Source organism: Caulobacter sp. AVps18, from assembly GCF_058681425.1.
Genome location: NZ_CM178737.1, coordinates 2756059 through 2779814, shown reverse-complemented (window position 1 = coordinate 2779814; position 23756 = coordinate 2756059). Strand labels below are relative to the sequence as shown.

Sequence of the window (23756 nt, the reverse complement as noted above, 5' to 3'; positions counted from 1 at the left end):
ACCCCCGCAATCCTGAAAATCGGTTTCCCAGGGGAGTCCAAAGACATGTCGCTCGAGTCCGCCGCCCTGCGGCGCATCGCACCGTCGGCCACCATCGCCATCAGCGCCAAGGCGCGCGCGCTGAAGGCCGCCGGCCGTGACATCATCGCGCTGTCGGCAGGCGAGCCGGACTTCGACACTCCCGATAACATCAAGGAAGCCGGCATCGCGGCGATCCGCGCCGGAAAGACCAAGTACACCGACCCGGACGGCATGCCGGACCTGAAGGCCGCGATCTGCGCCAAGTTCAAGCGCGAGAACGGCCTCGACTACAAGCCCAGCCAGGTTCACGTCGCCCCGGGCGGCAAGCCGGTGATCTACAATGCCCTGGTCGCCACGCTGAACCCGGGCGACGAAGTCATCATCCCGGCACCCTACTGGGTGTCCTATCCCGACATGGTGCTGCTGGCCGGTGGAACGCCGGTGCCGGTCGAGACCACCGCCGAAAGCGGCTTCAAGCTGACACCTGCGGCCCTGGAAAAGGTCATCACGCCCCAGACCAAGTGGCTGATCATCAACAGCCCCTCCAACCCCTCGGGCGGCGCCTATACCCGCGCCGAGCTACAGGCCATCGCAGACGTGCTTCTGAAGCATCCGCAAGTCTGGGTGCTGACCGACGACATGTACGAGCACCTGGTGTTCGACGACTTCGAGTTCACCACCATCGCCCAGGTCGAGCCCAGGCTCTATGACCGCACCCTGACGATGAACGGCGTGTCCAAGGCCTATGCCATGACCGGCTGGCGCATCGGCTATGCCGCAGGCCCCGAGCCGCTGATCAAGGCCATGGCCAAGATGATCAGCCAGACCACCTCGAACCCCTCGTCCATCTCGCAATGGGCGGCGGTGGAGGCGCTGAACGGCACGCAGGACTTCATCAAGCCCAACGCCAAGCTCTTCCAGGAGCGCCGCGACCTCGTGGTGTCGATGCTGAACCAGGCGACCGGCATTCACTGCCCGACCCCGGAAGGCGCATTCTATGTCTATCCGTCCTGCGCCGGCCTGATCGGCAAGACTGCGCCCAGCGGCAAGGTCATTGAAAGCGACGAAGATTTCGCCGTCGAACTGCTGGAAACCGAAGGCGTCGCCGTGGTCCATGGCGCGGCGTTTGGCCTCTCGCCGTTCTTCCGCATCAGCTACGCCACCAGCAATGACGTGCTCGAAGACGCCTGCTCGCGCATCCAGCGCTTCTGCGGCGCCGTGAAATAAACGGCGAGGCCCGGAGCGCACCCAGCGTCTCCGGGCCAGTTCGCGTCAAGGCTGCAACCGCCCCTTGCGTCAGGGCTTGGCCGGATACGCCAAACCCGGCCAAAGCGATATGAGCGTCGTGCGAAGCATTGCTGTGCTGCTGCTTTGCTTTGCGCGTTCTGGGGCAGAACGCCGTCCCCGATCAGTCGAGACCCACTAATATCGAGCGATCCGAAAGCCTTTCACGACTCTTGTGCCGATTAGGCATAGGACTAACCCATCGGTATCCATCCGCTGCCGTCCGCGAACGTCCCTGCGCCCAGGATTGGACCACCGTCCTGCCATGCCGCGTTCGATCCCCGGGATTGAAGACGCCCAGACCCTCGCTCAGGCCATCGTGGATACAATCCACGAGCCGCTGCTGGTGCTCGACGCCAGCTTCAGCGTACTGGCCGCCAGCCGCTCCTTCTATGAGACGTTCAAGGTCGACCCGGAACATACCATGGGTTGCCTGCTCTACGCTCTGGGCGATGGCCAGTGGGACATACCGGCCCTGCGCGTTCTGCTGGAGACCATCATCCCCGAGCGGACCGCCATGGACGGGTTCGAGGTTGATCACGACTTTCCCGGCGTCGGCCAGCGGACCATGCTGCTGAACGCTCGCAAGGTGATCTACGCAACCAGCGCCAACGCCACGATCCTGCTGGCCTTCACCGACATCACCGCCCGCCGGGCCATCGAACGCGCCCAGGAAGACCTGCTCGAACGCACCCAGGAGCTGCTGCGCCAGAAGCAGGTTCTCTTGCAGGAGATGCAACACCGGGTCGCCAACAGCCTGCAGATCATCGCCAGCATCCTGCTGCTCAAGGCTCGCGCCGTGACATCCGAGGAAACCCGGCTCCATCTGCGCGACGCCCATCAGCGGGTGATTTCGGTGGCCGAAGTCCAGTCACACCTGCATGCATCCGGCGGCGTCGACCAGATCGAGGTCGGCCCCTATCTGACCAAGCTGTGTGCCAGTCTGGCCGCCTCGATGATCGCCGAGGACCAGCCTATCGATCTGGCGGTTAGGGCAGACCACGGGCTGATCGGATCGGACAAGGCTGTCAGCATCGGCCTGATCGTCACGGAGCTGGTGATCAACGCGATCAAATATGCCTTCCCCGCGCGCAAGGCCGACGCTCGCATCTCCGTCACCTATGACAGCGATGGTGAGGCCTGGACGCTGGCCGTCGTCGACAACGGCATGGGCATCGCAAAGGCGCCGACGCCAGACCCCTCCAGGCACGGCGGGCTAGGCACGGTGATCGTCGAAGCCCTGGTCAAGCAACTGAACGGCGCCATGACCGTCCGCGACGCCAATGGAATGAGCATCACGATCAGGCACGCCGCTACCCCACCCCACTGACTGCGAACCTCAAACAAGCGTTGGACCCCGACCTGCGCAAGCCGGCCTGAGCGGCGGCCCTGCAACCTAGCCATCAATCCAGTCCGTCAGGCCCTCACGGGCGTGAACCTCACGCAGGGCCGGACGCTGGCGCATGCGATCCAGATAGAGTTTCAGGTGAGGCCAGTCAGTCGCCGGGCGGGGCATGTTGCGCGTCCAGCGGCACAGGATCGTCGCCAGCAGATCCACGGTCGTGAAGCTGTCGCCGACAATGACGTTGCGGTCAGCCAGATGGGCGTCAAGGCGCGCCAGTCCGGCCTCGATACTGGCCCGCGCCAAGGCCTGTGCATCGTCAACTCCCGCCCCGCCGGCCGGTTCCTGCGGATAGAACCAGGCCCGGAAGGCCGGTTGCATCCCGTTGGCCAGCCAGAAGCTCCAGCTGAAGTAGGCGGCGCGATCCGGCGAGCCGACAGGCGGCGCGAAACCCGCCTGCGGATGCCGTTCGGCCAACAGCGTGGCGATCGCTGCCATCTCGGTGACCGGGATGCCATCGACGATCAGGGTGGGCACGACGCCATCAGGATTGATCGCCAGATAGGCGTCCGACTTCTGCTCGCCGGTTTCGAAGTCCAGCATCTTCAGTTCGAAAGGAACGCCCAGTTCCAGCAACAGCCAGTGGATCGCAGTGCCTGCGGTGCTGGGCGAACCATAGAGCGTGTACATGCGGGGCCTCCGGCGTTCTGGATGGCGGCGATAGACCGCCGCTCGGCGAGTCAGGTCAAGTCGCCAGAGGCAACAAAAGTACCAGCGCCTGCGACAGGGCGGAGGCGCTTGCGAAGCCGATTTGTTCCGGTTACGTTCGCGGCCAGATTGAGGAGACGACGATGCTCACCCTGCTCCATGCGCCCCGCTCCCGCTCGACGCGGTTCCTCTGGCTGCTGGAGGAGCTCGGCGCGACCTACGAGGTAAAGGTCGTCGACATCTATCGCAGCGCCTCGGGAACAGGCGCACGCGATCCGGCCAATCCGCACCCGCACGGCCAGGTTCCCGCCCTTCTGGACGACGGCGTGCTGATCACCGAATCCTCGGCCATCGCCCTCTATCTCACTGACAGGTTCCCCGAGGCGGGGCTCGGCCCGACCGTCGGCGATCCCCTGCGCGGCCCCTACCTGACCTGGCTGGCCTACTATGCCGGAGTGCTGGAACCGGCCGTGACCAATCTGTGGAAGCAGCGCCAGGACGACGAGGACAAGGCGATCTACCAGGCGCTGGACCACCGCCTGAAGACCACGCTCGAGGCCTCGCCCTGGCTGCTGGGCGAGCAGTTCTCGGCCGCCGATATCCTGTTCATAAGCCTGCTGCAGTTCGCCCGTCAGATGCTGCCGCCGCACGCGGTCTATGATGACTGGCTGGCCCGCGCTATGGCCCGCCCGGCCCTGGCGCGCGCTATGGAAAAGGACGCCGGATGATGCTGCGCCGCCTCTCCCTTGCGCTTTTCGCGGTCCTGTCGCTGACCCCGCCGCTGGTTGCACACGCCGATCCCGCCATCGGTGCCCGGGTCGATGCGGTGCTGACCGACGACGCCGTGACCCTCACCGAGGGCGGCAAGACCGTTCTGGTCTATCGCACCAAGCCGCTGGATCCCGCCAACGAACCGGGCCGGCTGAACTATGTCCATCCGCTCCATGCGCCGGATGGCACGGTTTTGACCGAGGATCGCCCCGCCGACCACCTGCACCAGCGCGGCGCGTTCTGGAGCTGGCATCAGGTGCTGGTGAACGGCAAGAGCGTCGCCGACGGCTGGTTCATGAAGGGCTTGACCTTCCATGTCCGCGAAAAGCGCTTCAAGGGCGACGCCCAGGGCGGCGGGACCCTGACCGTCAATGCCGACTGGATCGTCAACTCCGGACCCGAGGTCGACTATGTGGCCCGCGAGACGACGCGGGTGCGGGTCTACCCGCTGAAAGACGGGGTGCGCCGCATCACCTTCGACACCCTGATCACGGCCCGAGCCGACACCCTGGCCCTGGGCGGCAGCGACGACGCCAAGGGCTATGGCGGCTTTTCCATCCGTCTCGTTCAGCCTGACAGGCTGTCCTTCGCCTCGGGCGGCAAGGCGGTGGTGGCCACCGATACAGCCCTGGAAGCCGGCAATGCCATGGGCTTTGCCTGGTCTGCCACGCCCGGTGCCCCGGCCTGGACAGTGGGCCTCAGCTGCCGGGCCAACGGACAGCCCATCAAGCGCTGGATCCTGCGCAAGTCCCTGTCGATGCAGAACTGCGTCTTTCCCGGCCGTGCGCCGTTCGTGCTAAAGAAGGACGAGACCCTGCGCCTGCAGGAAACCCTCATCATCAGTCCTGCGACGCCGGCCAAGCCTTCGGTGCCCAAGCCTGTCGGCCCCAAGCCTTCCCCCAAGAAGCCCTGACCATGGCCGAAATCCTCAATCTGAACCGCGCCCGCAAGGCCAAGGCCAAGGCGGCCGAAAAGGAAAGGGCCGCCGAAAACCGCGCCAAGCACGGTCGCAGCAAGATCGAGAAGACCCTCGACCAGCTTCGCGCCGACAAGCTCAGGCGCGACCTGGACGGCGCCAAGCGCGAAGAGTAGGGCGCGCCATCATTTGACGGAATCTCACATTCCACCCCGCTCTTCCCCGCGAAAGCGAGGAAGAGCGGCCATAGGAAGGGTTCCGACAAACGCCATCACGCTTATGGCGGCAGGTCAGGCCTCTTCCAGGTCAAGCATTCTGTTGTCCGCCAGGAACGCCTCGTGCTCGGGCAATGGATCGACCAGGCTGGAAATCCTGGCCTGAATCGCCTTGAAGCCCGCCTCGATCTGAGCCGACGCCTGACGGTCCACCAGGGGGTTGTAGTGGCGGGGCTCGACGCCCTGCCCCATCATCACCGCCAGCCAGGACGAGGGTGAAAACAGCTCATCTGGCCTGGTCAGAAGTATCCCGCGATCCCGGAAAATCTCGACCCGCTCGGCCAGGCTGTCCGGGATCGGCATGGTCGCCACATAGTCCCAGAACGGCGTGTCGCGCCTCTGGGTCAGGTGATAGTGCAGGATGATGAAGTCGCGGATCCGTTCGGCTTCCTCACGCACCCGGCTGTTATAGGTCGCGATATTGACCGGACTGAAGTCGCGGTCGGGGAAATGCTGCAACAGCTTCACCAACCCCGAATGGACCATGTGGATGCTGGTCGATTCCAGGGGCTCGATGAAGCCGCTGGCCAGGCCCAGCGCCACGACATTGCCCTTCCAGGCCGCCCGCCGACGGCCAGTGACGAAACGCAGCAGCCGGGGCTCGGCCAGGGCCTTGCCGTCCAGATTGGCCATCAGGGTTGCGGTGGCAGCGTCTTCGTCGGTGAAGCGGCTGGAAAAGACGTAGCCGTTGCCGGTGCGGTGCTGCAGCGGGATGCGCCATTGCCACCCCGCCTCACGCGCTGTGGAGGTGGTGTAGGGCGTCATTGGCCCGACCTTCTCGCACGGAACCGCCACGGCCCGATCAACCGGCAACCAATGATCCCAGGTCTCGTATCCGGCCTGCATCGTCTCTTCGATCAACAGGCCGCGAAAACCAGAGCAATCGATAAAGAGATCGGCCGCCAGCGAACGCCCGTCCTTGAGGGTCAGGCTTTCAACCAGACCGCCGGCGGGCGCGCGGACCACGTCCACCACCTGCCCCTCAATCCGGCGAACGCCCATCTGCTCGCAAAACCGCCGCAGGTGGCGACCGTAAAGCACGGCGTCGAAATGATAGGCCGAAAACAGGCGTGACAAGGGCGATGCCGGATCGACCACCGCGGTTCCGACGCGCCCGCGTCGGGCGGCCTGGGCGCACAGGGAATAGGCCTCCAGATCGTCGGTGAGGCCCTGCTTGCGAAGCTTCAGGTACAGCTGGTGAAAATCGCCCAACTCGGCATCGAGGCCATATACGCCGAAGGGGTGCATGTAGCGCCGCCCCTTGTCGCCCCAATCGACGAACTCGATACCCAGTTTCAGGCTGGCCTTGGTGTTGCGCATGAAGGCCGCTTCCTTCAGGCCGATCATCGCGTTGAACTGGCGAATGGCCGGGATCGTCGCCTCGCCCACCCCGACGATGCCGATCTCGGCGGACTCGACGAGCTGGATGTCGCACGTCCGTCCCAACGCGGTGCGCAGGGCTGCGGCGGCCATCCAGCCCGCCGTGCCGCCGCCCAGGATGAGGATCGACCTGATCGCCTTGTCGTTCACAGCCGCGCCACTCCCAGGCTCCCCTGCCGCAGTTGAGCGACGGCCGGTCGAGTCGGGCTGATCATGATATGGAGGCGACTTGACTGCCAGCGCCGAAGGGACTGCCGCTCACGGCCCATTGACGCCGCAAATGCCTGTGCATGCAGCTCTTGGTCACCGCCAGACCGAAGCGGGCCTTGCATGGCCGTGCCCATCAGGCATCTTCCAGCCCAACCCGCCAGCCCATGGCGTCCTGTCAGCACGATCAAAGGCCGTCATCACCCGTGGGAAGTCTGAAAAAGCGCTCGGTGAACCTGGCTGGCCACGCGACCTCGCTGGCGCTTGAACCCGAATTCTGGAGCGTTCTGGAGATGGCCGCGACCCGCGACGCGCTCAGCCTGGCGGCCTTGATCCAGAAGATAGACACCGAGCGCGGCGAGCGGCCCCTGGCCTCAGCCTGCCGGGTTTTCGCGCTCCGGCAAGCCTCAAAAGCCCTAACCTAGTCGAGCTTGGCCGCTTTCCCAGCCCTCGCCCTCGGCTCCGAGGCTATTGGCACTTCGGCCCTGTGAACCGCTTATAATGTCGGGCCCGAACACCCGGCCGTCACCCCCCAGGCTCGGCAATCGACGGCGGGGGCTTAAGCCGGCGGATGTCTGTGCTACATATGTTCCATGTCTTCAGTCTTCGACTCGCCGCCCTTTGATGGTGATCTCCCCTCGCCCCGCATCTCCGACCTGGCCCGCCCGCGCGCACCGGCGACGGCTGCGCCCGATTATCTGGACGGGCTGAACCCCGAGCAGCGCTCGGCTGTCGAAACTACTGAAGGCCCTGTGCTGGTCCTGGCCGGTGCCGGCACCGGCAAGACCCGGGTTCTGACCACCCGCCTGGCTCACATCCTGGCCACCGGGCGGGCGCGGCCCTGGGAACTGCTGGCCGTCACCTTCACCAACAAGGCCGCCCGCGAAATGCGCGAGCGGATCACCCACATCATTGGGGCCGAAGCCGAGGGCCTGCGCTGGTTGGGCACCTTCCACTCGGTCGCCGCCCAGATCCTGCGTCGCCATTCCGAACTGGTCGGCCTGAAGTCCAGCTTCACCATCATCGACACCGACGATCAGGAGCGGCTGCTCAAGCAACTGATCGAGGCGGCCAATATCGACGCCAAGCGCTGGACCCCCAAGATCCTGGCCGGGATGATCGACCACTGGAAAAACAAGGGCTGGACGCCGGACCGGGTTCCGGCGGCTGACGGGGCCGAGTTCGCGGCCGGCAAGGGCGTGACCCTGTATCGCCAGTATCAGGACCGCCTGCGGATCCTCAATGCCTGCGACTTCGGCGACCTGCTGCTGCACAACATCACCATCTTCACCAGCCACCCCGACGTCCTGACCGACTTCCAGACCCGCTTCAAATACGTGATGGTCGACGAGTATCAGGACACCAACATCGCCCAGTATCTGTGGCTGCGTCTGTTGGCCCAGGGTCGCCAGAACGTCTGCTGCGTGGGCGATGACGACCAGTCGATCTATGGCTGGCGCGGGGCCGAGGTCGACAACATCCTGCGGTTCGAGCGCGACTTTCCGGGTGCCAAGGTGGTGCGGCTGGAGCGCAACTATCGCTCGACCGAGCACATCCTGGCTGCGGCTTCCGGCCTGATCACGGCCAACAAGGACCGGCTGGGCAAGACCCTGTGGACCGAGGCCATGGGCGGCGAAAAGGTCAAGGTCAGCGGCGTCTGGGACGGCGAGGCCGAGAGCCGGATGATCGCCGACGAAATCGAAAAGGCCAAACGCGCCGGCCGCAAATACACGCAGATGGCCATTCTGGTGCGGGCCAGCTTCCAGATGCGCGCCTTCGAAGAGCGCTTCGTGATGCTGCAGATCCCTTACAAGGTGGTCGGCGGACCGCGCTTCTTCGAGCGGGCCGAGATCCGCGACGCCCATGCCTATCTGCGCCTGATCCAGTCGCCCGATGACGACCTGGCCTTCGAGCGGATCGTCAACACACCCAAGCGCGGCATCGGCGACACCTCGGTGCAGAAGCTGCTGCACATCGCTCGCGCGGAAAACCTGTCGGCGGTGGAGTCGGCCCGTGTCCTGGTCAGCAGCGACGAGCTGCCGGCCCGCACCCGTACGGCGCTGAGCAACTTCCTGCGCGATCTCGACCGCTGGCGCGCCCTGGCCGCCACCACCCCGCACCAGCGGGTGCTGGAAGCCGTGCTGGAAGAGAGCGGCTATACAGACACCCTGCGCCTGGACAAGGGACCGACCAGCCAGACGCGCCTGGAAAACCTCAAGGAGCTCGTCCAGTCGATGAGCGCCTTCGACACCCTGGAAAGCTATCTGGAGCACGTGTCGCTGGTCATGGACCTCGACAAGGGCTCCAGCGACGACTCGGTCTGGATCATGACCCTGCACGGGGCCAAGGGCCTGGAATTCCCGCTGGTCTTCCTGCCCGGCTGGGAGGAAGGCGTCTTCCCCAGCCAGCGCAGCATGGACGACAAGGGCACCAAGGGCCTCGAGGAAGAGCGCCGCCTGGCCTATGTGGGTATCACCCGGGCCCGCGAAGAGGCGCGGATCAGCTTCGTGGCCAACCGGCAGGTCTATGGCCGCTGGACCAGCCAGCTGCCCAGCCGCTTTGTCGACGAGCTGCCCCTGGCCCATGTCGAGGCCGCTTCGGAGACCGGCTATTATGGCGGCGGCCCGGGCATGCAGCAGACGGCGGCCTCGCGCTGGGATGATACGGGCAAGAGTTCCTTCGGCGGCTCCGGCTATGACAGCCCCGGCTGGAAGCGCGCCCAGGATCGCGTTGCCGCCGGCTCGTGGAGCCAGCCCCGCACCGGCGGCTCGGGCGCACGCTCGGCCCCGATCGAGGGCGAGGGCCGACTGGTGGCGGTGTCAGCGCCTTCGAAGGCCAGCGCCTATCAGCGCGGCGACCGGGTGTTCCACGTCAAGTTCGGCTACGGCAAGGTGACTGCTGTCGAGGGCAACAAGCTTTCCGTCGCCTTCGACAAGGCCGGCGACAAGAAGGTGATCGACAGCTTCGTCGAGAAGGGCTGAGAACTTTCGTAAACGGCGGTCAAGGCCAACAGGCGCCGTCTGGTCGGGCCAGATCAACAAGCCGGGCGGGCCTCCCGACAGTCTCGCCGCTGGATCGAACAAAGCAATGGCCCGCGCGCTATCAGGTTCATGGACCTGTCGCTCTCGCCCCTGAAGCGCTTCGCGCTTACCCGGCCGGTGCTTTACGGCGTCCCGGCAGCGACGGCTCTGGGCGTGATCTGCGGACTGGTGTTCCGCGTCGGTGGCCAGATCAACGAGGCCCCGCCGCCCATGGCCGCAGCGCCCCCGTCTGCCGAAAGCACCGCAAACCCGGTCGCCTGGCCGCCCGGCCGCGTGCCTGACTACGTGATTGGAACCGACTTCCTGGCGGGTGCCCCGCCGCAGAGCGCCGCATACCGATCCGACGCCGAGGAATTCCCGCTGCTGGAGATCCCGGCCTATAGCACGCCCCAGCCGGAACCCGAACCGGTTGAGGTGGCGGCCCATACGCCCGCAGTCGCGCCGCAGTGGGCCTCGACACACGGCGATATCCTCGACGTCAGACTGCCCGAGGATGTGCCGCCGCCGGCAGAGCCCCCGCAACAGGACTAGCACCAAGCCCGGCCCTCCCCTTGCAACCTCAAGGGCGAGTGAAGCGCGTCTGTGTCGTTTCGCGCCAGCCCACCGGGAAGCTTCGATGAGCCAGGACCGCGCCGAACCCGAGACCGAACGCGGCCCGGCCCGCGCCTTCGAGGCGCTCGCCTGCGGTTTCATCGTCTTCATGCTGTCCAACGCCCTGATCGGCCCGCTGCTCGACCCCACCCAGGCGGGCGGCGAAGACATGCCGGTGCTGCGGCTGATGTGGCTGCCGATCTATGGCCTGATCCTGGGCCTGGCGATCTGGCGCGCGCCACGTCTGGCGCGGTTCTGGCTGCCGGTCAGCCTCTGCGTCCTGTTGATCGGCTGGGTGTTCGCCTCGGCGTCGTGGTCGTTTGATCCGGGCACCACGCAGCGCCGGGCCATTGCGGCGGCCTTCACCACCCTGTTCGGGCTCTATTTCGTCGCCAGCTTTGACGGGCGGCGGATGGCCGAGATCATTGCGACCACCTTCCTGATCCTGGCCGCCGGCGGCCTGCTGGCCGCCATCGCCTATCCCAAGATGGGCGTTCAGCACGATATCAACGCCGGCGACTGGCGCGGCCTGTGGTTCGAGAAGAACCAGATGGGTGCCATGATGGTTCAAGGCGCTTTGGCCGCCGTGGCGGCCCTGGCTGCGGGATCGCGTCGCCGCAAGACCATGATCGCCACCCTCGTGCTGTGCGCAATCATGGTGCTGATGAGCAAATCCAAGACCTCACTGGTCTGCCTGCTGATCGTGGTCGCGGGCGCAGCGATGCTGACCCTGATGCGACGCGGGCCCGCCACGGCCATCGTCCTGCTGTGGCTGGGCGTCACGGTCGGCGGCCTGGCGGCCATGGTCATGTGGCTGGCACCCGAGGCGGTCTATGCGGCCCTGGGCAAGGACCCTTCCCTGACCGGACGCACCGAGATCTGGGACTCGCTGCTGCGCCAGTCGGCCAAGGCACCGCTGACCGGCTATGGCTATGCCGTGTTCTGGCGCGACGATTCGGTGCCCGCCAACTGGGTGCGCAGCGACACCGGCTGGAATGTGCCCACGGCCCACAACGGCTGGCTGGACATGCTGGTGCAACTGGGCTGGATCGGGGTGAGCCTGATCGCCGCCACCCTGGGCCTGGCCGTTATCGCGGCCCTGTTCCGCTTTCGCCGCGTGGCCGACGGCTATTGGGCCACGCTGTACCTGGCCATCTTCCTGCTGGTGACCTTCTCCGAGAGTTTCATCCTGGAGCGCAACGGCCTGGCCTGGGCGATGGCCTGCGCTGCGATCGCGCGGCTGCTGGGGCCTGCTCTGAGCAAGGCTCCGCCGCTTGAGGCAGAAACCATCGTCGCCGACCCCGCTCCGGCGATGACGCCCTGGGTCCCGCAAAGCGTCGAGATCGACCTGACGCCCGCCCCGATCACGCCCATTTGGTCGCCCGCCCCAGTGTTTGGGCTTCGGCAAGGCTCGCCTTTCGGCTCAGGGATGGCTACTGGAGCGGCATGACCGACTACACGCCCCAACAGATCGTCGCCCGCGGCGCCCGCGCCGACGCCGAAGCCGCCGCCGACGCCATCGACAACCACCCCGGCCTCGAAGGCGCGACCTACTCGATCCTGGAAGAGGACGAGGACAAGGGAATCTGGCGGATCGACGCCTTCCCCACCACCCAGGACGAGTCCGACGGCCTGCGCGCGGTGCTGGCCGAGTACGACGTCAAGGTGACCACGGAAGTCCTGGCCGACGCGGACTGGCTGGCCATGGCGCTGTCGGGCCTGCCGCCCGTTCGGGCCGGCCGCTTCTTCGTCTATGGCATGCACGATCGCGGCCGCCTGCCAGCCAGCACGGTCAATCTGCGCATCGAAGCCGGCGCAGCCTTCGGCACCGGTCACCACGGCACGACGGTTGGCTGCCTGCAGGCCTATGACCGCCTGATCAAGGCCCGCAGCTTCAAGAAGGTCCTTGATGTCGGCGCCGGCACGGGGCTGCTGGCCATCGCCGCTGCCCGCACCGGCAGCAAGCTGGCGGTCGGCACCGATATTGACCGGCCCAGCGTGCGGATCGCCCGTGAGAACGCCAAGGTCAATCAGGCCAATGCCAAGTTCGTCCACGCCTCGGGCCTGGGGGATCGTCTGGTCGCCGACAATGCGCCCTATGACCTGGTGTTCGCCAACATCCTGGCCCGCCCCCTGATCAGCCTGGCCCAGGACATCAAGCGCGCCCTGGTGCCGGGTGGCACCGTGATCCTGTCAGGCCTGCTGCGCACCCAGGAGCGCATGGTGAAAGCCGCCTATCTGTCGCGCGGCTTCCGCGTAAAGACCCGCATCCACCGCGACGCCTGGGCGACGTTGGTGCTTCAGCGGCCCTGATCGACCCAAACAGCCTTCCAAAGGCGCGCATGGGGGCCTAAATCGGTCGCCATGCGCCAGACCTTCGACGAATCCACCGACCCGACCTTTGGTTCAAAGCACGTTCCGCTGATCCGCGCCGCCATGGCGGCGCAGGGTCTGGACGGCTTCCTCGTGCCGCACGAGGACGAGCACCAGAACGAATATCTGCCCGCCGCCAATGACCGCCTGGCCTGGGCCAGCGGCTTTACCGGCTCGGCCGGAGCCGGTGTAATCATGATCGACCGCGCCGCCGTCTTCGTCGACGGCCGCTATACCTTGCAGGTGCGCGAGCAGGTCGACCAGGACATCTTCGAGATCCGCGACCTCGTCGAGGGCGGCGTGCCGGCCTATCTGGAGACCGCCAGGCCCGGCGCCGTGATCGGCTATGACGCCCGCCTGCACAGCCCCCAGGCGCTGGAGGCCTTGAAAGCTGCCGCCAAGAAGGCCGGTGCGGAACTGAAAGCCGTCGCCGCCAACCCGCTGGACCAGGCCTGGGGCGACGAGCGCCCGGCCCAGCCCACGGCACCGGTGGTTCCTCAAGCCCTCGAACACACTGGCGAGGACTCGGCCTCGAAGCGTGGCCGCATCGGGACAGGTCTTTCGGCAATGGGGGCCGATGCAGCCGTCATTACCGCTCCCGCCTCCATCGCCTGGCTGTTCAATGTGCGTGGCGGCGACGTGATCCGCACACCGCTGCCCCTGTCACAGGCCATCATCAATGCCGACGGCACGGCCCGCCTGTTCCTGGATCCGGCCAAGGTCACTGAGGACCTGCCGGCCTGGCTGGGCAATCAGGTTTCGCTTGAGACGCCTGACGCCCTCGATGGTGCCCTTGCCGAGTTGTCCGGCAAGAGCGTGCTGGTCGATCCCGGCCAGTCCTCGGCCTGGTATTTCGACACTCTGACGGCTGCCGGCGCCAAGGTCCTGCGCGGCATGGACCCTTGCACCCTGCCCCGCGCCTGCAAGAACGGCGTCGAGCTCGACGGCACGCGTGAAGCCCACCGCCGCGACGGCGCCGCCCTGACCCGCTTCCTGCACTGGCTGGCCACTGACGGCCAGATCAACCCGCCCGACGAGAAGGAAGCCGTCGCCAAGCTGGAGGGCTTCCGCGAGGCCACCGGCGTGCTGAAGGACCTGTCCTTCGACACCATCGGAGCCGCCAACGGTCACGGGGCCCTGCCCCACTATCGCCCGACCGAGCGCAGCAATCAGCGCGCCGCCATGGGTTCGCTGCTGCTGGTCGACAGCGGCGGCCAGTATCTGGACGGCACCACCGATGTGACCCGCACGGTGGCCATCGGCGAGCCCAGCGCCGAGATGATCCAGCGCAATACCCTGGTGCTGAAAGGCCACCTGGCCATCGCCCGTCTGCGGTTCCCGGCCGGCACCACCGGTTCAGCCATCGACGCCTTCGCCCGCGCCGCCCTGTGGGCCCATGGCCTGGATTATGACCACGGCACCGGCCACGGCGTCGGCGTCTATCTGGGCGTCCACGAAGGTCCGCAGCGGATCAGCAAGGCCCCCAACACCATCGCGTTGCAGCCCGGCATGATCGTCTCCAACGAGCCGGGCTTCTACAAGGACGGCGAATACGGCATCCGCATCGAGAACCTGGAAGTGGTCATGCCGGCCGAGGACATCGCCGGCGGCGAGCGCCCCATGCACCGCTTCGAGGCCCTGACCCTGGCCCCCATCGACCGTCGCCTGATCGACAAGGCCCTGCTGAGCGCCGAAGAGGTCGCCCAGTTCGACGCCTATCATGCGCGGGTCCTGCGCGAGATCGGGCCTCGGGTCGAGGCGGATGTTCGGGCGTGGATGCAAGAGGCCTGCGCGCCGCTGTGAGCCGACGCCTTGACGCTTAACCTCAAGTTGCGAACAATACCCCTGAGACTTTCGGGGTTCATATGCAGACGTCGCGTCGCGCTTGGCTGATCGGTGCCGGCGCTCTGGGCCTGGCTGGTCCCGGGCGCGCCGCTGAGGATCCATTCACGGGAGTCTGGTCAACGGCGGTCGTGACCAACGACGTCATGACCCGCTTCTTGCTGGAGCTGACTCCAAGCACCGCCACCTTGGTTGTGATCGATACTGGAGGTCTGCGGGTACCGAGCGCCTCAGTCACCCTGACAACGCCCACTCTGAAGCTGACCTGGTCCGAAGGGATCACGATGGAAGGTCGGCTGTCAGGTCCTGACCAAATCGAAGGGATCTTCGAGCAGGACGGAGCGCGCCAGCCGTTCATTCTGACGCGTGGCGCAAAGTACAGGATTGATGACACTGTCCTGCCGCCCGGCCCGCTGGACCTCCAGCGCCTGAAGCGACTGCGGCGGCTATCCGGCGCGCCTGCCATGGGTGCAGCTTTCGCCTATCGGGGCCAGAAGCCGACGATATGGGTCGACGGTCTGCGCTCGGTCGACGCCAGGGTCGCGGTGGCGCCAGGCGACGCCTGGCACATCGGCTCGGACACCAAGTCCATGACCGCCACCCTCGTCGCGCGCCTGGTCGAAGCTGGTCGCCTGCAATGGACGACAACAATCGACGAGGTGCTGGGCCAAGCCATACCGGACATGCATCCTGACTATCGCGGCGTAACCCTGCTGCACCTCTTGTCGCACACCGGCGGCCTGCCGCGCGAGATCGAGCAAAGGGACATGGCCGGCTTCGCGGTGACACCACCAGACGACGCCAGAAAAGCCCGCGCCGCCTTTGTCGCCCTGGGCCTGCAGCGGCCGCCTATCGGCCCCAAGGGCCACACTGCAGCCTACAGCAACCTCGGCTACATAACAGTTGGCGCAATGCTGGAAGCGCGGGAGGGCGCGTCCTGGGAAGCGCTGATGCGAAGGCACGTCTTCACGCCCCTAAAGCTGAGCAGCGCCGGATTCGGCTCCCCGGGCGATCCGCGCCGGCTAAACCAGCCCTTTGGCCACCTTCGCCGCGCGGACGGCCAACTGCACTCGGTGGCTGACCCGGGAAAAAGCGACCTTCCGTTTGTCTATGGCCCGGCAGGCCTGGTCCACTCCAGCCTCGCCGACACCCTGACCTATCTGGCTGCGCACCGAGATCGACGCGCCGACTTCCTGCGTGAAGAGACATGGCGGACTCTGCAGACGCCGCCGTTCGAGGCCCGCTACATGGCGCTGGGTTGGGGCGTGGGACCGGACGGCGAACTTGGGCACACAGGCTCGAACGGTCAGTGGTGGCATCAGGTCCTGATTGCGCCAAGGACGGGGCTGATCTTCTGCGCGGGCCTGAACGCGGCCACGCCCGAGGCGCAATCAGCAGTCAACCAGGCGCAAGCGGCGGCACGGCTCAGCGCCGCCTGACACGCCCTACTTCACCCGGTTCCAGACCTGCGTCTTGCACATCGGCGCGACGATACAGCCTTTCAGCTTCAGCTGTTTGTCGGACACCATCTCGATGGTCCCCGAATAGGTGCCGCCGTCGTCGGGATTATAGACCTTGCCGCCGGTCCATTTGCTGGGGCCGCCGGTGAAATCGTACAGCAACTGCAGGCCCTTGAGGGAGCGGCCGCGCTGGGCGGTGTCCTTGTTCATGAGGTCCTTCAGCGCCGGGTCAGCCTTGATCTGGGTCGAAGTGACCAGCTTGCCGCACAGGCTGTTGCCGCACCGGGAGATCTCGACCTGACCGCCATTAGCGGGCGTGGCCCACAGACCGATGGCGTCGGCGGCGAAGGCTGGGCTGGCCAGGGTGCCAAGGGCCAGGGCGGCGATCAGGGTGGTGCGGAACATGCGTCTACTCCCAGAGGTCGCGCGCCCGATCCATCAGGTCTGCGCGCTTTTGTCCTCGTTGCTTGATCCGGCAAGTCAGGACAAGGCCGAAGGCGAAATCAGGGCGGGATTCAAGAATTCGACCATGCGCTTCTGATTGAGGCGCGCGGTTTGGTCTTGATGGCTCCGCGCGAGGGCGTGTAGCCGTCGTGGTCCAGCCGGCCCAATGTCATGCCCAAGCGCTCTGGCAAGTCGCGCGCGTGGCTCACGCCGTTCAGGTCCATGGCCGCCAGCGCCACCTTCCCGCAGGCATAGGCGTCGCCGGCCGCGTCGTGGTGCTTGAAGTCGACGCCCAGGTGCCCGGAAACCACGTTGAGTTTGTGCGACGGCAGGTCCGGCCAGACGTTGCGCGCCACCTGCACCGTACACAGATAATCAAAGCCCGGCGCTGGCACGTCGTAGTGCTCGCAAGTGCGACGGATCACGCTGACATCGAAAGAGGCATTGTGGGCCAGGACCAGCGCGCCCTCGAGCTCGGGACGTAACCGCTCCAGAACGGCTGGCCACTCATCAGAATCGGCGACGTGTTCAGGCCGGATGCCATGGAACGCCATGTTGAACGACGCGAAGCGGTTGCCCGGCGGCCGGATATAGTGGTGCTCGATCCGCGTCACCTCGCCGTCCACGATCCAGGCCAGGCCGATGGAGCACGGGCTGGACCGCGCCGCGTTGGCGGTCTCGAAGTCCAGGGCGATGACCGTCATCCCGTCGTCCTCATGGAGCGACCATGGCCAGCCATTCGTCCTCGGTCATGACCTGGATCCCCAGCTCGGTGGCAGTTTTCAGCTTGGAGCCCGCGCCGGGGCCGGCCACCACCAGATGGGTTTTCTTCGAGACCGACGAGGCGACCTTGGCGCCCAGCGCTTCGGCCTGAGCCTTGGCCTCGTCGCGGGTCATCTTCTCCAGCGCACCGGTGAAGACCACGGTCTTGCCGGCCACGGCGGTGTCGGTCTTGGGCTTGGCGACGGCCTCGATCGTGAGTTCATCGACCAGGCTCTTCACCTTGTCCCGGTTATGATCCTCGCTGAAGAATCGGGCCAGGGACTGAGCGGCAACCGGGCCCACCCCATCGACAGCGGCCAGATGCAGGTAGTCTTCGCCCGGCGCGCCATTGGCGGCCTCGGCCAGGGCCTGGGCGAAGGCGTCCCAGGTTCCGTAGCGCTCGGTCAGGGCGGCGCGGGCCGGCTTGGTCAGCTTGGGAGCCGCGTGGCCGATCTTGATCTCCAGACTGTCAGCCTCTGGCCACGGATCGGCTTTCAGCCCGCCCTTGCCGACCTCGACCAGCAGGTCCAGCGCCTTGGGGCCGACGCCCGGCGCGGTCGAGAGCTCGAGATAGGTCGCGGTGGGCAAGCCCGTGGCGGCGGCCTCGGCGGCGGCCTGGAGGTCAGCGAAGCTGTCAAAGTGGCGGGCCAGCACGGTCGAGGTGGTCTCGCCGATATCGCGCATGCCCAGGCCGTAGATCACGCGGTCCAGGCCAATGGCGCGGCGGGCCTCTATGCCCTTGACCAGGTTGGTCACCGAGGTTTCGCCATAGCCGTCGCGCTCGCGCAGGACCGCCAGCTTCTCCTCGTCCCGCGCCAGGCGGAAGATGTCAGCGGGCTCCTTGATCCAGCCCTCATCGAAAAAGGCCTGAAGCTGCTTCTCGCCCAGCCCCTCGATATCGAAGGCCCGGCGCGACACGAAGTGGCGCAGGTGTTCCACCCGCTGGAACGGACAGGCGAACTCGCCCGTACAGCGGCGGACGACCGATTCCGCGCCCGACGCATTGGTCTCGCGCGCTAACGGCGTCTTCAGGGGACACGGGCAGACATGCGGAAATTCATAGGGCTCGGGCGCGGGATCGGGCCGCGCGTCCAGCGCCACCTCGACGATCTGCGGGATCACGTCGCCGGCCCGCTGGATCACCACGGTGTCACCCACCCGTACGTCCAGCCGAGCGATCTCGTCGCCGTTGTGCAGGGTGGCGTTGGTTACGGAGACACCGCCGACGGTCACGGGCCTGAGCCGCGCCACCGGGGTGATCGCGCCGGTGCGACCGACCTGCAGATCGATGGCCTCAAGGACTGTCCGGGCCTTCTGGGCCGGGAACTTGCGGGCGATGGCCCAGCGTGGCGAGCGCGACACGAAGCCCAGCCGACGCTGCCGCTCCAGGTCATCGACCTTGTAGACAACGCCGTCGATGTCGAAATCCAGGGTGGGCCGCAGGATCTCGAACGCGGCATAGGCGTCGAGCAGCCCCTGCGCGTTTAGGGCCTGGCGAGCCGGCGGGGCCGTGGTCACGAAACCCCACGCTTCCAGCTTGGCCAGGGCGTCCCACTGGCTTTCGGCAAAGCTGTCGCTGACCAGCCCCCAGGCATAGCCGAAGAACCGCAGGGGCCGCTGGGCGCTGATCTTCGGATCAATCTGGCGCAGCGAGCCGGCGGCGAAGTTGCGGGGATTGGCATAGGTGCGCTGACCCGCCGCCTCGGCCGCCGCGTTGAAGGCCGCAAAGGCGGCCAGTTCGACATAGACCTCGCCGCGCACCTCGATCACGTCGGGCCAGCCTGAGCCTTTCAAGCGGTGCGGAATGTCGGCGATGGTCCGCAAATTGGCAGTGACGTCCTCGCCCACCCTGCCGTCGCCCCGCGTCGCGCCCTGGACCAGGACGCCCTTCTCGTAGCGTAGCGAGGCCGAAAGCCCGTCGATCTTGGGCTCGGCCGTATAGGCCAGGGGCTCGTCGGGCGACAGGCGCAGGAACCGCCGCACCCGCGCGTCGAACTCGATGGCCTCGTCGTTTGAAAAGGCGTTGTCGAGGCTCAGCATCGGTACGCCGTGCTCGACCGGTGAGAACTGGTCGGCCCGCGCCGCGCCGACGCTCATCGACGGCGAGTTCTCGCGGATCAGATGCGGAAACCGCGCCTCGATATCGAGGTTGCGGCGCTTGAGGGCGTCATACTCCGCGTCGCTGATCGTGGGCGCATCCTGCTGGTGATAGCGCAGGTCGTGGGCGGCCAGCTCATCGGCCAGTTGGGCCAGCGCCTCAGCGGCCTGGGCTTCGGAAAGGTCGGCGACGGGGGTCGGGGTCACGGGCGAATCCGGCGGCTCGAGGTTGGAGACAATCTAGCACCTCGCCGCCTGCCGCGCCGCTGCCTCCTGCGCAAGCCATGGCCCGAGGCTTGCTGAGCAGGGCATCTAGGAGCCCGTTCTGATGACCCCGACCGTCCCGCTTTCCCGAAACGGCGCAGCTACGCTCTCGCGCGACGGCGTGCTGGACCTGCTGCGGTTCATGGCAGCGATGTTCATCGTGCTCTATCATGTGGCCGAACGCGCGCCCCTGCCGCTGTTCGAGGTTCATCCGGCCCTGAGCCGGGGCTATCTGGCCACTGATTTCTTCCTGATGCTGTCAGGCTATGTGCTGGCTCGCACCTATGGCGCGCGGATAGTCAGTGGCGGCGTGGGGCTGGGTGAGTTCCTCAAGCGCCGGGTTCTGCGCATCTGGCCCGCCCACCTGGTGGTGCTGGTCGCTTTCGTCGCCTTCTTCCTGAGCACCAGCGCCATCGGCCTTGAGCCCCAGAACCCGCAATGGTTCCAGCGGAGCCAGCTGTGGCCCCAGATCTTCCTGGTACAGGCCTGGTTCGCGCCAGGACCGTCGGGCTGGAACATCCCGACCTGGACCCTCTCGGTCCTGATCGTCTGCTACGCCCTGTTTCCGATGGCCTGGCGCCTGTTGATGCGGGTCCGCTCACCCTGGATCGCCCTGGCGGTCGGACTGGCCGTCTATGTCGCCATCGATCTGGCCGTACGGGCCGTCATCGGCCTGCCTGGCTTTCAGCTTCCCCTGCGCTTTGGCCTGATCCGGGGCATTCCGCTGTTCATGGTCGGCCTGCTGATCGCGCGCGTCGCCCAGACCGTCACCCTGAAGGGCCGATGGGCCGACGCAATGTCCATCGCCGCCGCCGTCGGCGTCGTGGGTCTGCAACTGCTGGGACGGTTCGACTATCTGAGCCTGGCCCTGCTGGGCCTGCTGATCTTCACCGCCGGTGCCTCGCCGCCCAAGGGCTGGCGCTGGGCCGGCTCGGCGGGACGGCTGTCATTCTCGCTATTCCTGACCAACCACCTGTTCGCCATCGTCTGGTTTGGCGTGACGCGCCTGTTGGCCGAAAAGCTGAACCTCGACACCCCGGCCCTGTGGCTGACCTGGGCCATGGCCCTGCCCGCCTGCGTGGTCGCCGCCTGGCTGTTCGAGCGGCTTGTGGATGCGCCGCTTCAGATGTGGGTGAAGGGGCGTCTGCTGGCTGCAAAGCCACAGAGCCAGCCAACCGCCGTGCTGCAGCCGCAGATCTAGCCGATCAACGCGCGGGCCGCCGCCCGAGCGGCTTCCGTTACCTCGGCGCCCGACAGCATCCGCGCGATCTCTTCCTGGCGCTGGGCCGCCGACAACGGCTCGACGCGAGTGCGGGTCGACTGGTCATCGCCCGACTTGGCGATCCGCCAATGGGCGTCGCTGCGGGCCGCGACCTGGGCCGAGTGGGTGACCACAAGCACCTGAGCGTTCTGAGCCAGTCGCTTCAGGCGCAGACCCACGGCGTCGGCCACGGCGCCGCCGACGCCCTGATCGACTTCGTCGAAAATCATCAGCGGCTGAGGGCCGCCGCCCTTGCCGGCCAGGGCCGCTTTGAGCGCCAGGGCGAAACGCGCCAGCTCGCCGCCAGACGCGATGGCCTCCATCGGCCCGAACGGCGCGCCCGGGTTGGTCGAAATCTCAAAGGCGACGCGGTCCACGCCCGTCGGGCCGGCCCGTTCTTCGGGCAGCGGCTCGACCGCCACGCGGAAGCGGGCCTTTTCCAGTTTCAGCGGCGCCAGTTCAGCCTCGACCGCCTTGGCCAGCCGGTCGCCGGCGGCGCGACGCTCGGCAGTCAGGGCCTGGGCGGCGAACACATAGGCGTCACGCGCCGAAGCGGCCTCTTCCTCAGCGGCTTTCAGGGCCTCGCCCGATGTCTCGATGGCCTGGAGCCTGGCAGCGAATTCCGCGCGCAGGCCGGGCAGGTTTTCGACGGCGACGTTCAGCTTGCGGGCCATGGCGCGCAGGGCGAACAGGCGCTCTTCGGTCTTGTCCAGGCGGTCGGGCTCGAACTCAAAGCTGTCGGCGACCGCGTCGATGGCGGCGCTGGCTTCCTGTGCCTCGACCAGCGCCCGGTCGACGGCGTCGCAGGCGGCCATCAGGCGGGTCATGGCCACGCCATCGGCCGGAGCCCCGGCGTGCAGGGCCCGCTCGCGGGCCCGCTCCAGGGCGCGATAGGCCTGGGCCAGCTTGCCCGACAGCGCGTCGCCGCCCAGAGCGTCCTGCGCGGAAGCGATATCGGCCAGAGCCTTTTCAGCCGAACCCAGCAGGGCGCGTTCCTCGGCCAGAGCGGTCTCTTCGCCCTCACGAGGATCGAGGCGATCCAGCTCCGACAAGCGAAGGGTCAGTTCCTCGGTTTCGGCGGCGGCCTGGTTGGCGAGAGCCCGCAACGCCTCGGCCTTTTCGCGAGCCGCGCGCCAACCGCTCCAGCCCGAGGCGACGGCCGAGACGGCAACGCCGCCAAAGGCGTCCAGCAGGGTTCGATGGGTGCGGGGGTCCAGCAGGCCGACCGTCTCATGCTGGCCATGCACCTCGAGCAACATCGCACCCAGGTCCTTGAGCACGCCCACGCTGGTCGCCTGGTCGTTGACGAAGGCGCGGGAGCGGCCATCGGCCGACAGCTGGCGACGCAGGACCAGATCCTCGTCCCGGCCGTAGTCCAGGCCCTTGTCGTCGAGATAGGCGAAGGCGGGGTGATCAGCGGTCAGGGCGAAGATGGCCGTGGCCGAGGCCTGGCCAGTGGCCCCGCGTCGCACCAGCCCGGCGTCGGCGCGCGCGCCGGTCGCCAGGCCCAGGGCGTCGAGAATGATCGACTTGCCCGCCCCGGTTTCACCGGTCAGGGCTGTGAGGCCCGGACCGATGGCCAGATCCAGGCTCTCGATGAGCACGACGTCGCGGATGGAGAGGCCGATGAGCATGGCAAGTAGAATCGCCCAGAATCACTGTTTCTCAAAGCGTGTTGCGCACGCGATGTTCCACAAGTGTTCTAAAACCTGATCTACAGGCCCAGCAGGCCCCGGACGCCGCCCTTTTTGGCCGGCTTTTCGCCCGGCGGGGTCAGGGTGGCGCTCTTGTCGTGGACCAGACGATCCAGCAGGTTCTTCTTGGCGCCGGGGGTCAGGGGCTCGACGGCGGGGCGCAGGCCCTGGTCGTTGAGCAGCTTGTAGGCATCGGCGTACCAGCGATCACCCGGGAAGTTGTAGCCCAGCACCGCGCCATTGCGCTTGGCCTCTTCGGTCAGGCCCAGGGTCAGATAGGCCTCAACCAGGCGGAACAGCGCTTCGGGCGTGTGCGAGGTCGTCTGGTGACGGTCAATCACGGTGCGGAAGCGGCCAGCAGCAGCCAGGGTCTGGCCCTGGCGCAGATAGTAGCGGCCAATGGCCATTTCCTTGCCGGCCAGCTGGTCATTGACCATGTCGATCTTCAGGCGGGCGTCCTGCGAATATTCCGAATTGGGATAGCGCTGGACCACGTCGCGCAGCGCCGCCAGGGCCTGCTCGGTGGCGGCCTGGTCGCGGTTCACGTCGACGATCTGCTCGAAGTAGCAGACGGCTTTCAGATAGTAGGCGTAGGAGGCTGACGGATTACCCGGATACAGCGACACGAAGCGGTCGGCGTCAGCAATGGCGTCGGCGTACTGGTTGCCCTGATAGTGGGCGAAACCGGTCATCAGAATCGAACGGCGCGACCATTCCGAATAGGGATGCTGGCGCTCGACCTCGCGGAAATAGTCCACGGCCTCGTTCCAGTTGCCGCGGTCCAGCCGGTTGGCACCGGTCGAGTACAACAGCTCAACGGGGCGTTCTTCATAGACCAGGGTCGGCTTCTTGGCCTTGCCCGCGCAGCCAGCTACCGAGACGGCCACGACAAGGGCGGCGACAGCAACGGCCGAACGTCCCGGAAATTTAAGCAGCACGGACTATCACCCTCGAAGCAAACGCGCGCCCAGAGCGCCGTGCAAGGCTTCTACACCACGCCGCTTGGGGCGCAAATGCGAAGGC

At 66.7% G+C, this 23756-nt stretch carries 20 protein-coding genes; 13 read left to right on the top strand and 7 right to left on the bottom strand.

The features are described 5' to 3' along the window. The first annotated feature begins 45 nt into the window (after window positions 1-45). Together ACW179_RS12630 and ACW179_RS12625 are read left to right on the top strand one after the other, a co-directional pair. Window positions 46-1248, top strand: a complete 1203-nt coding sequence (locus tag ACW179_RS12630; RefSeq protein ID WP_492059859.1) for a pyridoxal phosphate-dependent aminotransferase — start codon at window positions 46-48, stop codon at window positions 1246-1248. A 322-nt stretch (window positions 1249-1570) separates the two neighbouring features. Continuing rightward, complete coding sequence (locus ACW179_RS12625; protein WP_492059858.1) at window positions 1571-2635, top strand: sensor histidine kinase; 1065 nt, start codon at window positions 1571-1573, stop codon at window positions 2633-2635. Window positions 2636-2701: 66 nt separating this feature from the next. On the opposite strand, the gene ACW179_RS12620 is transcribed toward ACW179_RS12625, so the two are convergent. Further along, window positions 2702-3337, bottom strand: coding sequence for a glutathione S-transferase family protein (locus ACW179_RS12620; protein WP_492059857.1), 636 nt, complete (start codon window positions 3335-3337; stop codon window positions 2702-2704). A gap of 161 nt (window positions 3338-3498) precedes the next feature. Here ACW179_RS12620 and ACW179_RS12615 point away from each other — a divergent pair, with 161 nt between their 5' ends. Genes ACW179_RS12615 through ACW179_RS12605 form a run of 3 tightly spaced genes read left to right on the top strand, consistent with a single transcriptional unit; the run spans window position 3499 to window position 5218 of the window. Continuing rightward, complete coding sequence (locus ACW179_RS12615) at window positions 3499-4083, top strand: glutathione S-transferase family protein (protein WP_492059856.1); 585 nt, start codon at window positions 3499-3501, stop codon at window positions 4081-4083. Continuing rightward, window positions 4080-5039 carry a DUF6807 family protein gene (locus ACW179_RS12610; protein ID WP_492059855.1) on the top strand — a complete coding sequence of 320 codons (960 nt, stop codon included), beginning with the start codon at window positions 4080-4082 and terminating at the stop codon, window positions 5037-5039. Before ACW179_RS12615 ends, ACW179_RS12610 begins: the two co-directional genes overlap by 4 nt. Before the next feature lie 2 nt (window positions 5040-5041). Further along, window positions 5042-5218: a DUF4169 family protein gene (locus tag ACW179_RS12605; RefSeq protein ID WP_492059854.1), complete on the top strand. Its 177-nt coding sequence runs from the start codon at window positions 5042-5044 to the stop codon at window positions 5216-5218. 114 nt (window positions 5219-5332) lie between these two features. Here ACW179_RS12605 and ACW179_RS12600 read toward each other — a convergent pair whose 3' ends face one another. Then, a complete protein-coding gene (locus tag ACW179_RS12600) occupies window positions 5333-6847 on the bottom strand; it encodes a tryptophan halogenase family protein (protein WP_492059853.1) in 1515 nt (504 codons plus the stop codon). A 263-nt stretch (window positions 6848-7110) separates the two neighbouring features. Here ACW179_RS12600 and ACW179_RS12595 point away from each other — a divergent pair, with 263 nt between their 5' ends. The 7 genes from ACW179_RS12595 (at window position 7111) to ACW179_RS12565 (ending at window position 16190) form a co-directional block, all read left to right on the top strand. Next, window positions 7111-7329, top strand: coding sequence for a ribbon-helix-helix domain-containing protein (locus ACW179_RS12595; RefSeq protein WP_492059852.1), 219 nt, complete (start codon window positions 7111-7113; stop codon window positions 7327-7329). 168 nt (window positions 7330-7497) lie between these two features. Continuing rightward, on the top strand, window positions 7498-9885 hold the full coding sequence (locus ACW179_RS12590; protein ID WP_492059851.1) for an ATP-dependent helicase: 2388 nt from the start codon (window positions 7498-7500) through the stop codon (window positions 9883-9885). A 129-nt stretch (window positions 9886-10014) separates the two neighbouring features. After that, window positions 10015-10476 carry a hypothetical protein gene (locus ACW179_RS12585; RefSeq protein ID WP_492059850.1) on the top strand — a complete coding sequence of 154 codons (462 nt, stop codon included), beginning with the start codon at window positions 10015-10017 and terminating at the stop codon, window positions 10474-10476. 85 nt (window positions 10477-10561) lie between these two features. Then, on the top strand, window positions 10562-11986 hold the full coding sequence (locus ACW179_RS12580; RefSeq protein ID WP_492059849.1) for an O-antigen ligase family protein: 1425 nt from the start codon (window positions 10562-10564) through the stop codon (window positions 11984-11986). Continuing rightward, the gene (locus ACW179_RS12575) at window positions 11983-12849 is read left to right on the top strand and encodes a 50S ribosomal protein L11 methyltransferase (RefSeq protein ID WP_492059848.1); all 867 of its coding nucleotides are present in this window, start codon (window positions 11983-11985) and stop codon (window positions 12847-12849) included. Before ACW179_RS12580 ends, ACW179_RS12575 begins: the two co-directional genes overlap by 4 nt. Window positions 12850-12900: 51 nt before the next feature. After that, window positions 12901-14712 (top strand): aminopeptidase P family protein, encoded by a 1812-nt coding sequence (locus ACW179_RS12570; RefSeq protein WP_492059847.1) that lies wholly within the window; start codon window positions 12901-12903, stop codon window positions 14710-14712. A 62-nt stretch (window positions 14713-14774) separates the two neighbouring features. Continuing rightward, window positions 14775-16190 (top strand): serine hydrolase domain-containing protein, encoded by a 1416-nt coding sequence (locus tag ACW179_RS12565; RefSeq protein WP_492059846.1) that lies wholly within the window; start codon window positions 14775-14777, stop codon window positions 16188-16190. Between the two features lie 6 nt (window positions 16191-16196). Here ACW179_RS12565 and ACW179_RS12560 read toward each other — a convergent pair whose 3' ends face one another. The 3 genes from ACW179_RS12560 to ligA form a co-directional block, all read right to left on the bottom strand. Next, a complete protein-coding gene (locus tag ACW179_RS12560) occupies window positions 16197-16616 on the bottom strand; it encodes a DUF2147 domain-containing protein (RefSeq protein ID WP_492059845.1) in 420 nt (139 codons plus the stop codon). A gap of 110 nt (window positions 16617-16726) precedes the next feature. Continuing rightward, window positions 16727-17359, bottom strand: coding sequence for a 3'-5' exonuclease (locus tag ACW179_RS12555; protein ID WP_492059844.1), 633 nt, complete (start codon window positions 17357-17359; stop codon window positions 16727-16729). Window positions 17360-17369: 10 nt separating this feature from the next. Next, window positions 17370-19721 (bottom strand): NAD-dependent DNA ligase LigA, encoded by a 2352-nt coding sequence (gene ligA, locus ACW179_RS12550; protein ID WP_492059843.1) that lies wholly within the window; start codon window positions 19719-19721, stop codon window positions 17370-17372. 121 nt (window positions 19722-19842) lie between these two features. Here ligA and ACW179_RS12545 point away from each other — a divergent pair, with 121 nt between their 5' ends. Next, window positions 19843-20979, top strand: a complete 1137-nt coding sequence (locus tag ACW179_RS12545) for an acyltransferase family protein (protein WP_492059842.1) — start codon at window positions 19843-19845, stop codon at window positions 20977-20979. Here the strand turns inward: ACW179_RS12545 and recN are convergent. Beyond that, window positions 20976-22673 carry a DNA repair protein RecN gene (gene recN / locus ACW179_RS12540; RefSeq protein WP_492059841.1) on the bottom strand — a complete coding sequence of 566 codons (1698 nt, stop codon included), beginning with the start codon at window positions 22671-22673 and terminating at the stop codon, window positions 20976-20978. The two genes, ACW179_RS12545 and recN, sit on opposite strands and share 4 nt — an antisense overlap. An 80-nt stretch (window positions 22674-22753) precedes the next feature. Next, a complete protein-coding gene (locus ACW179_RS12535) occupies window positions 22754-23671 on the bottom strand; it encodes an outer membrane protein assembly factor BamD (protein WP_492059840.1) in 918 nt (305 codons plus the stop codon). Window positions 23672-23756: the final 85 nt, after the last annotated feature.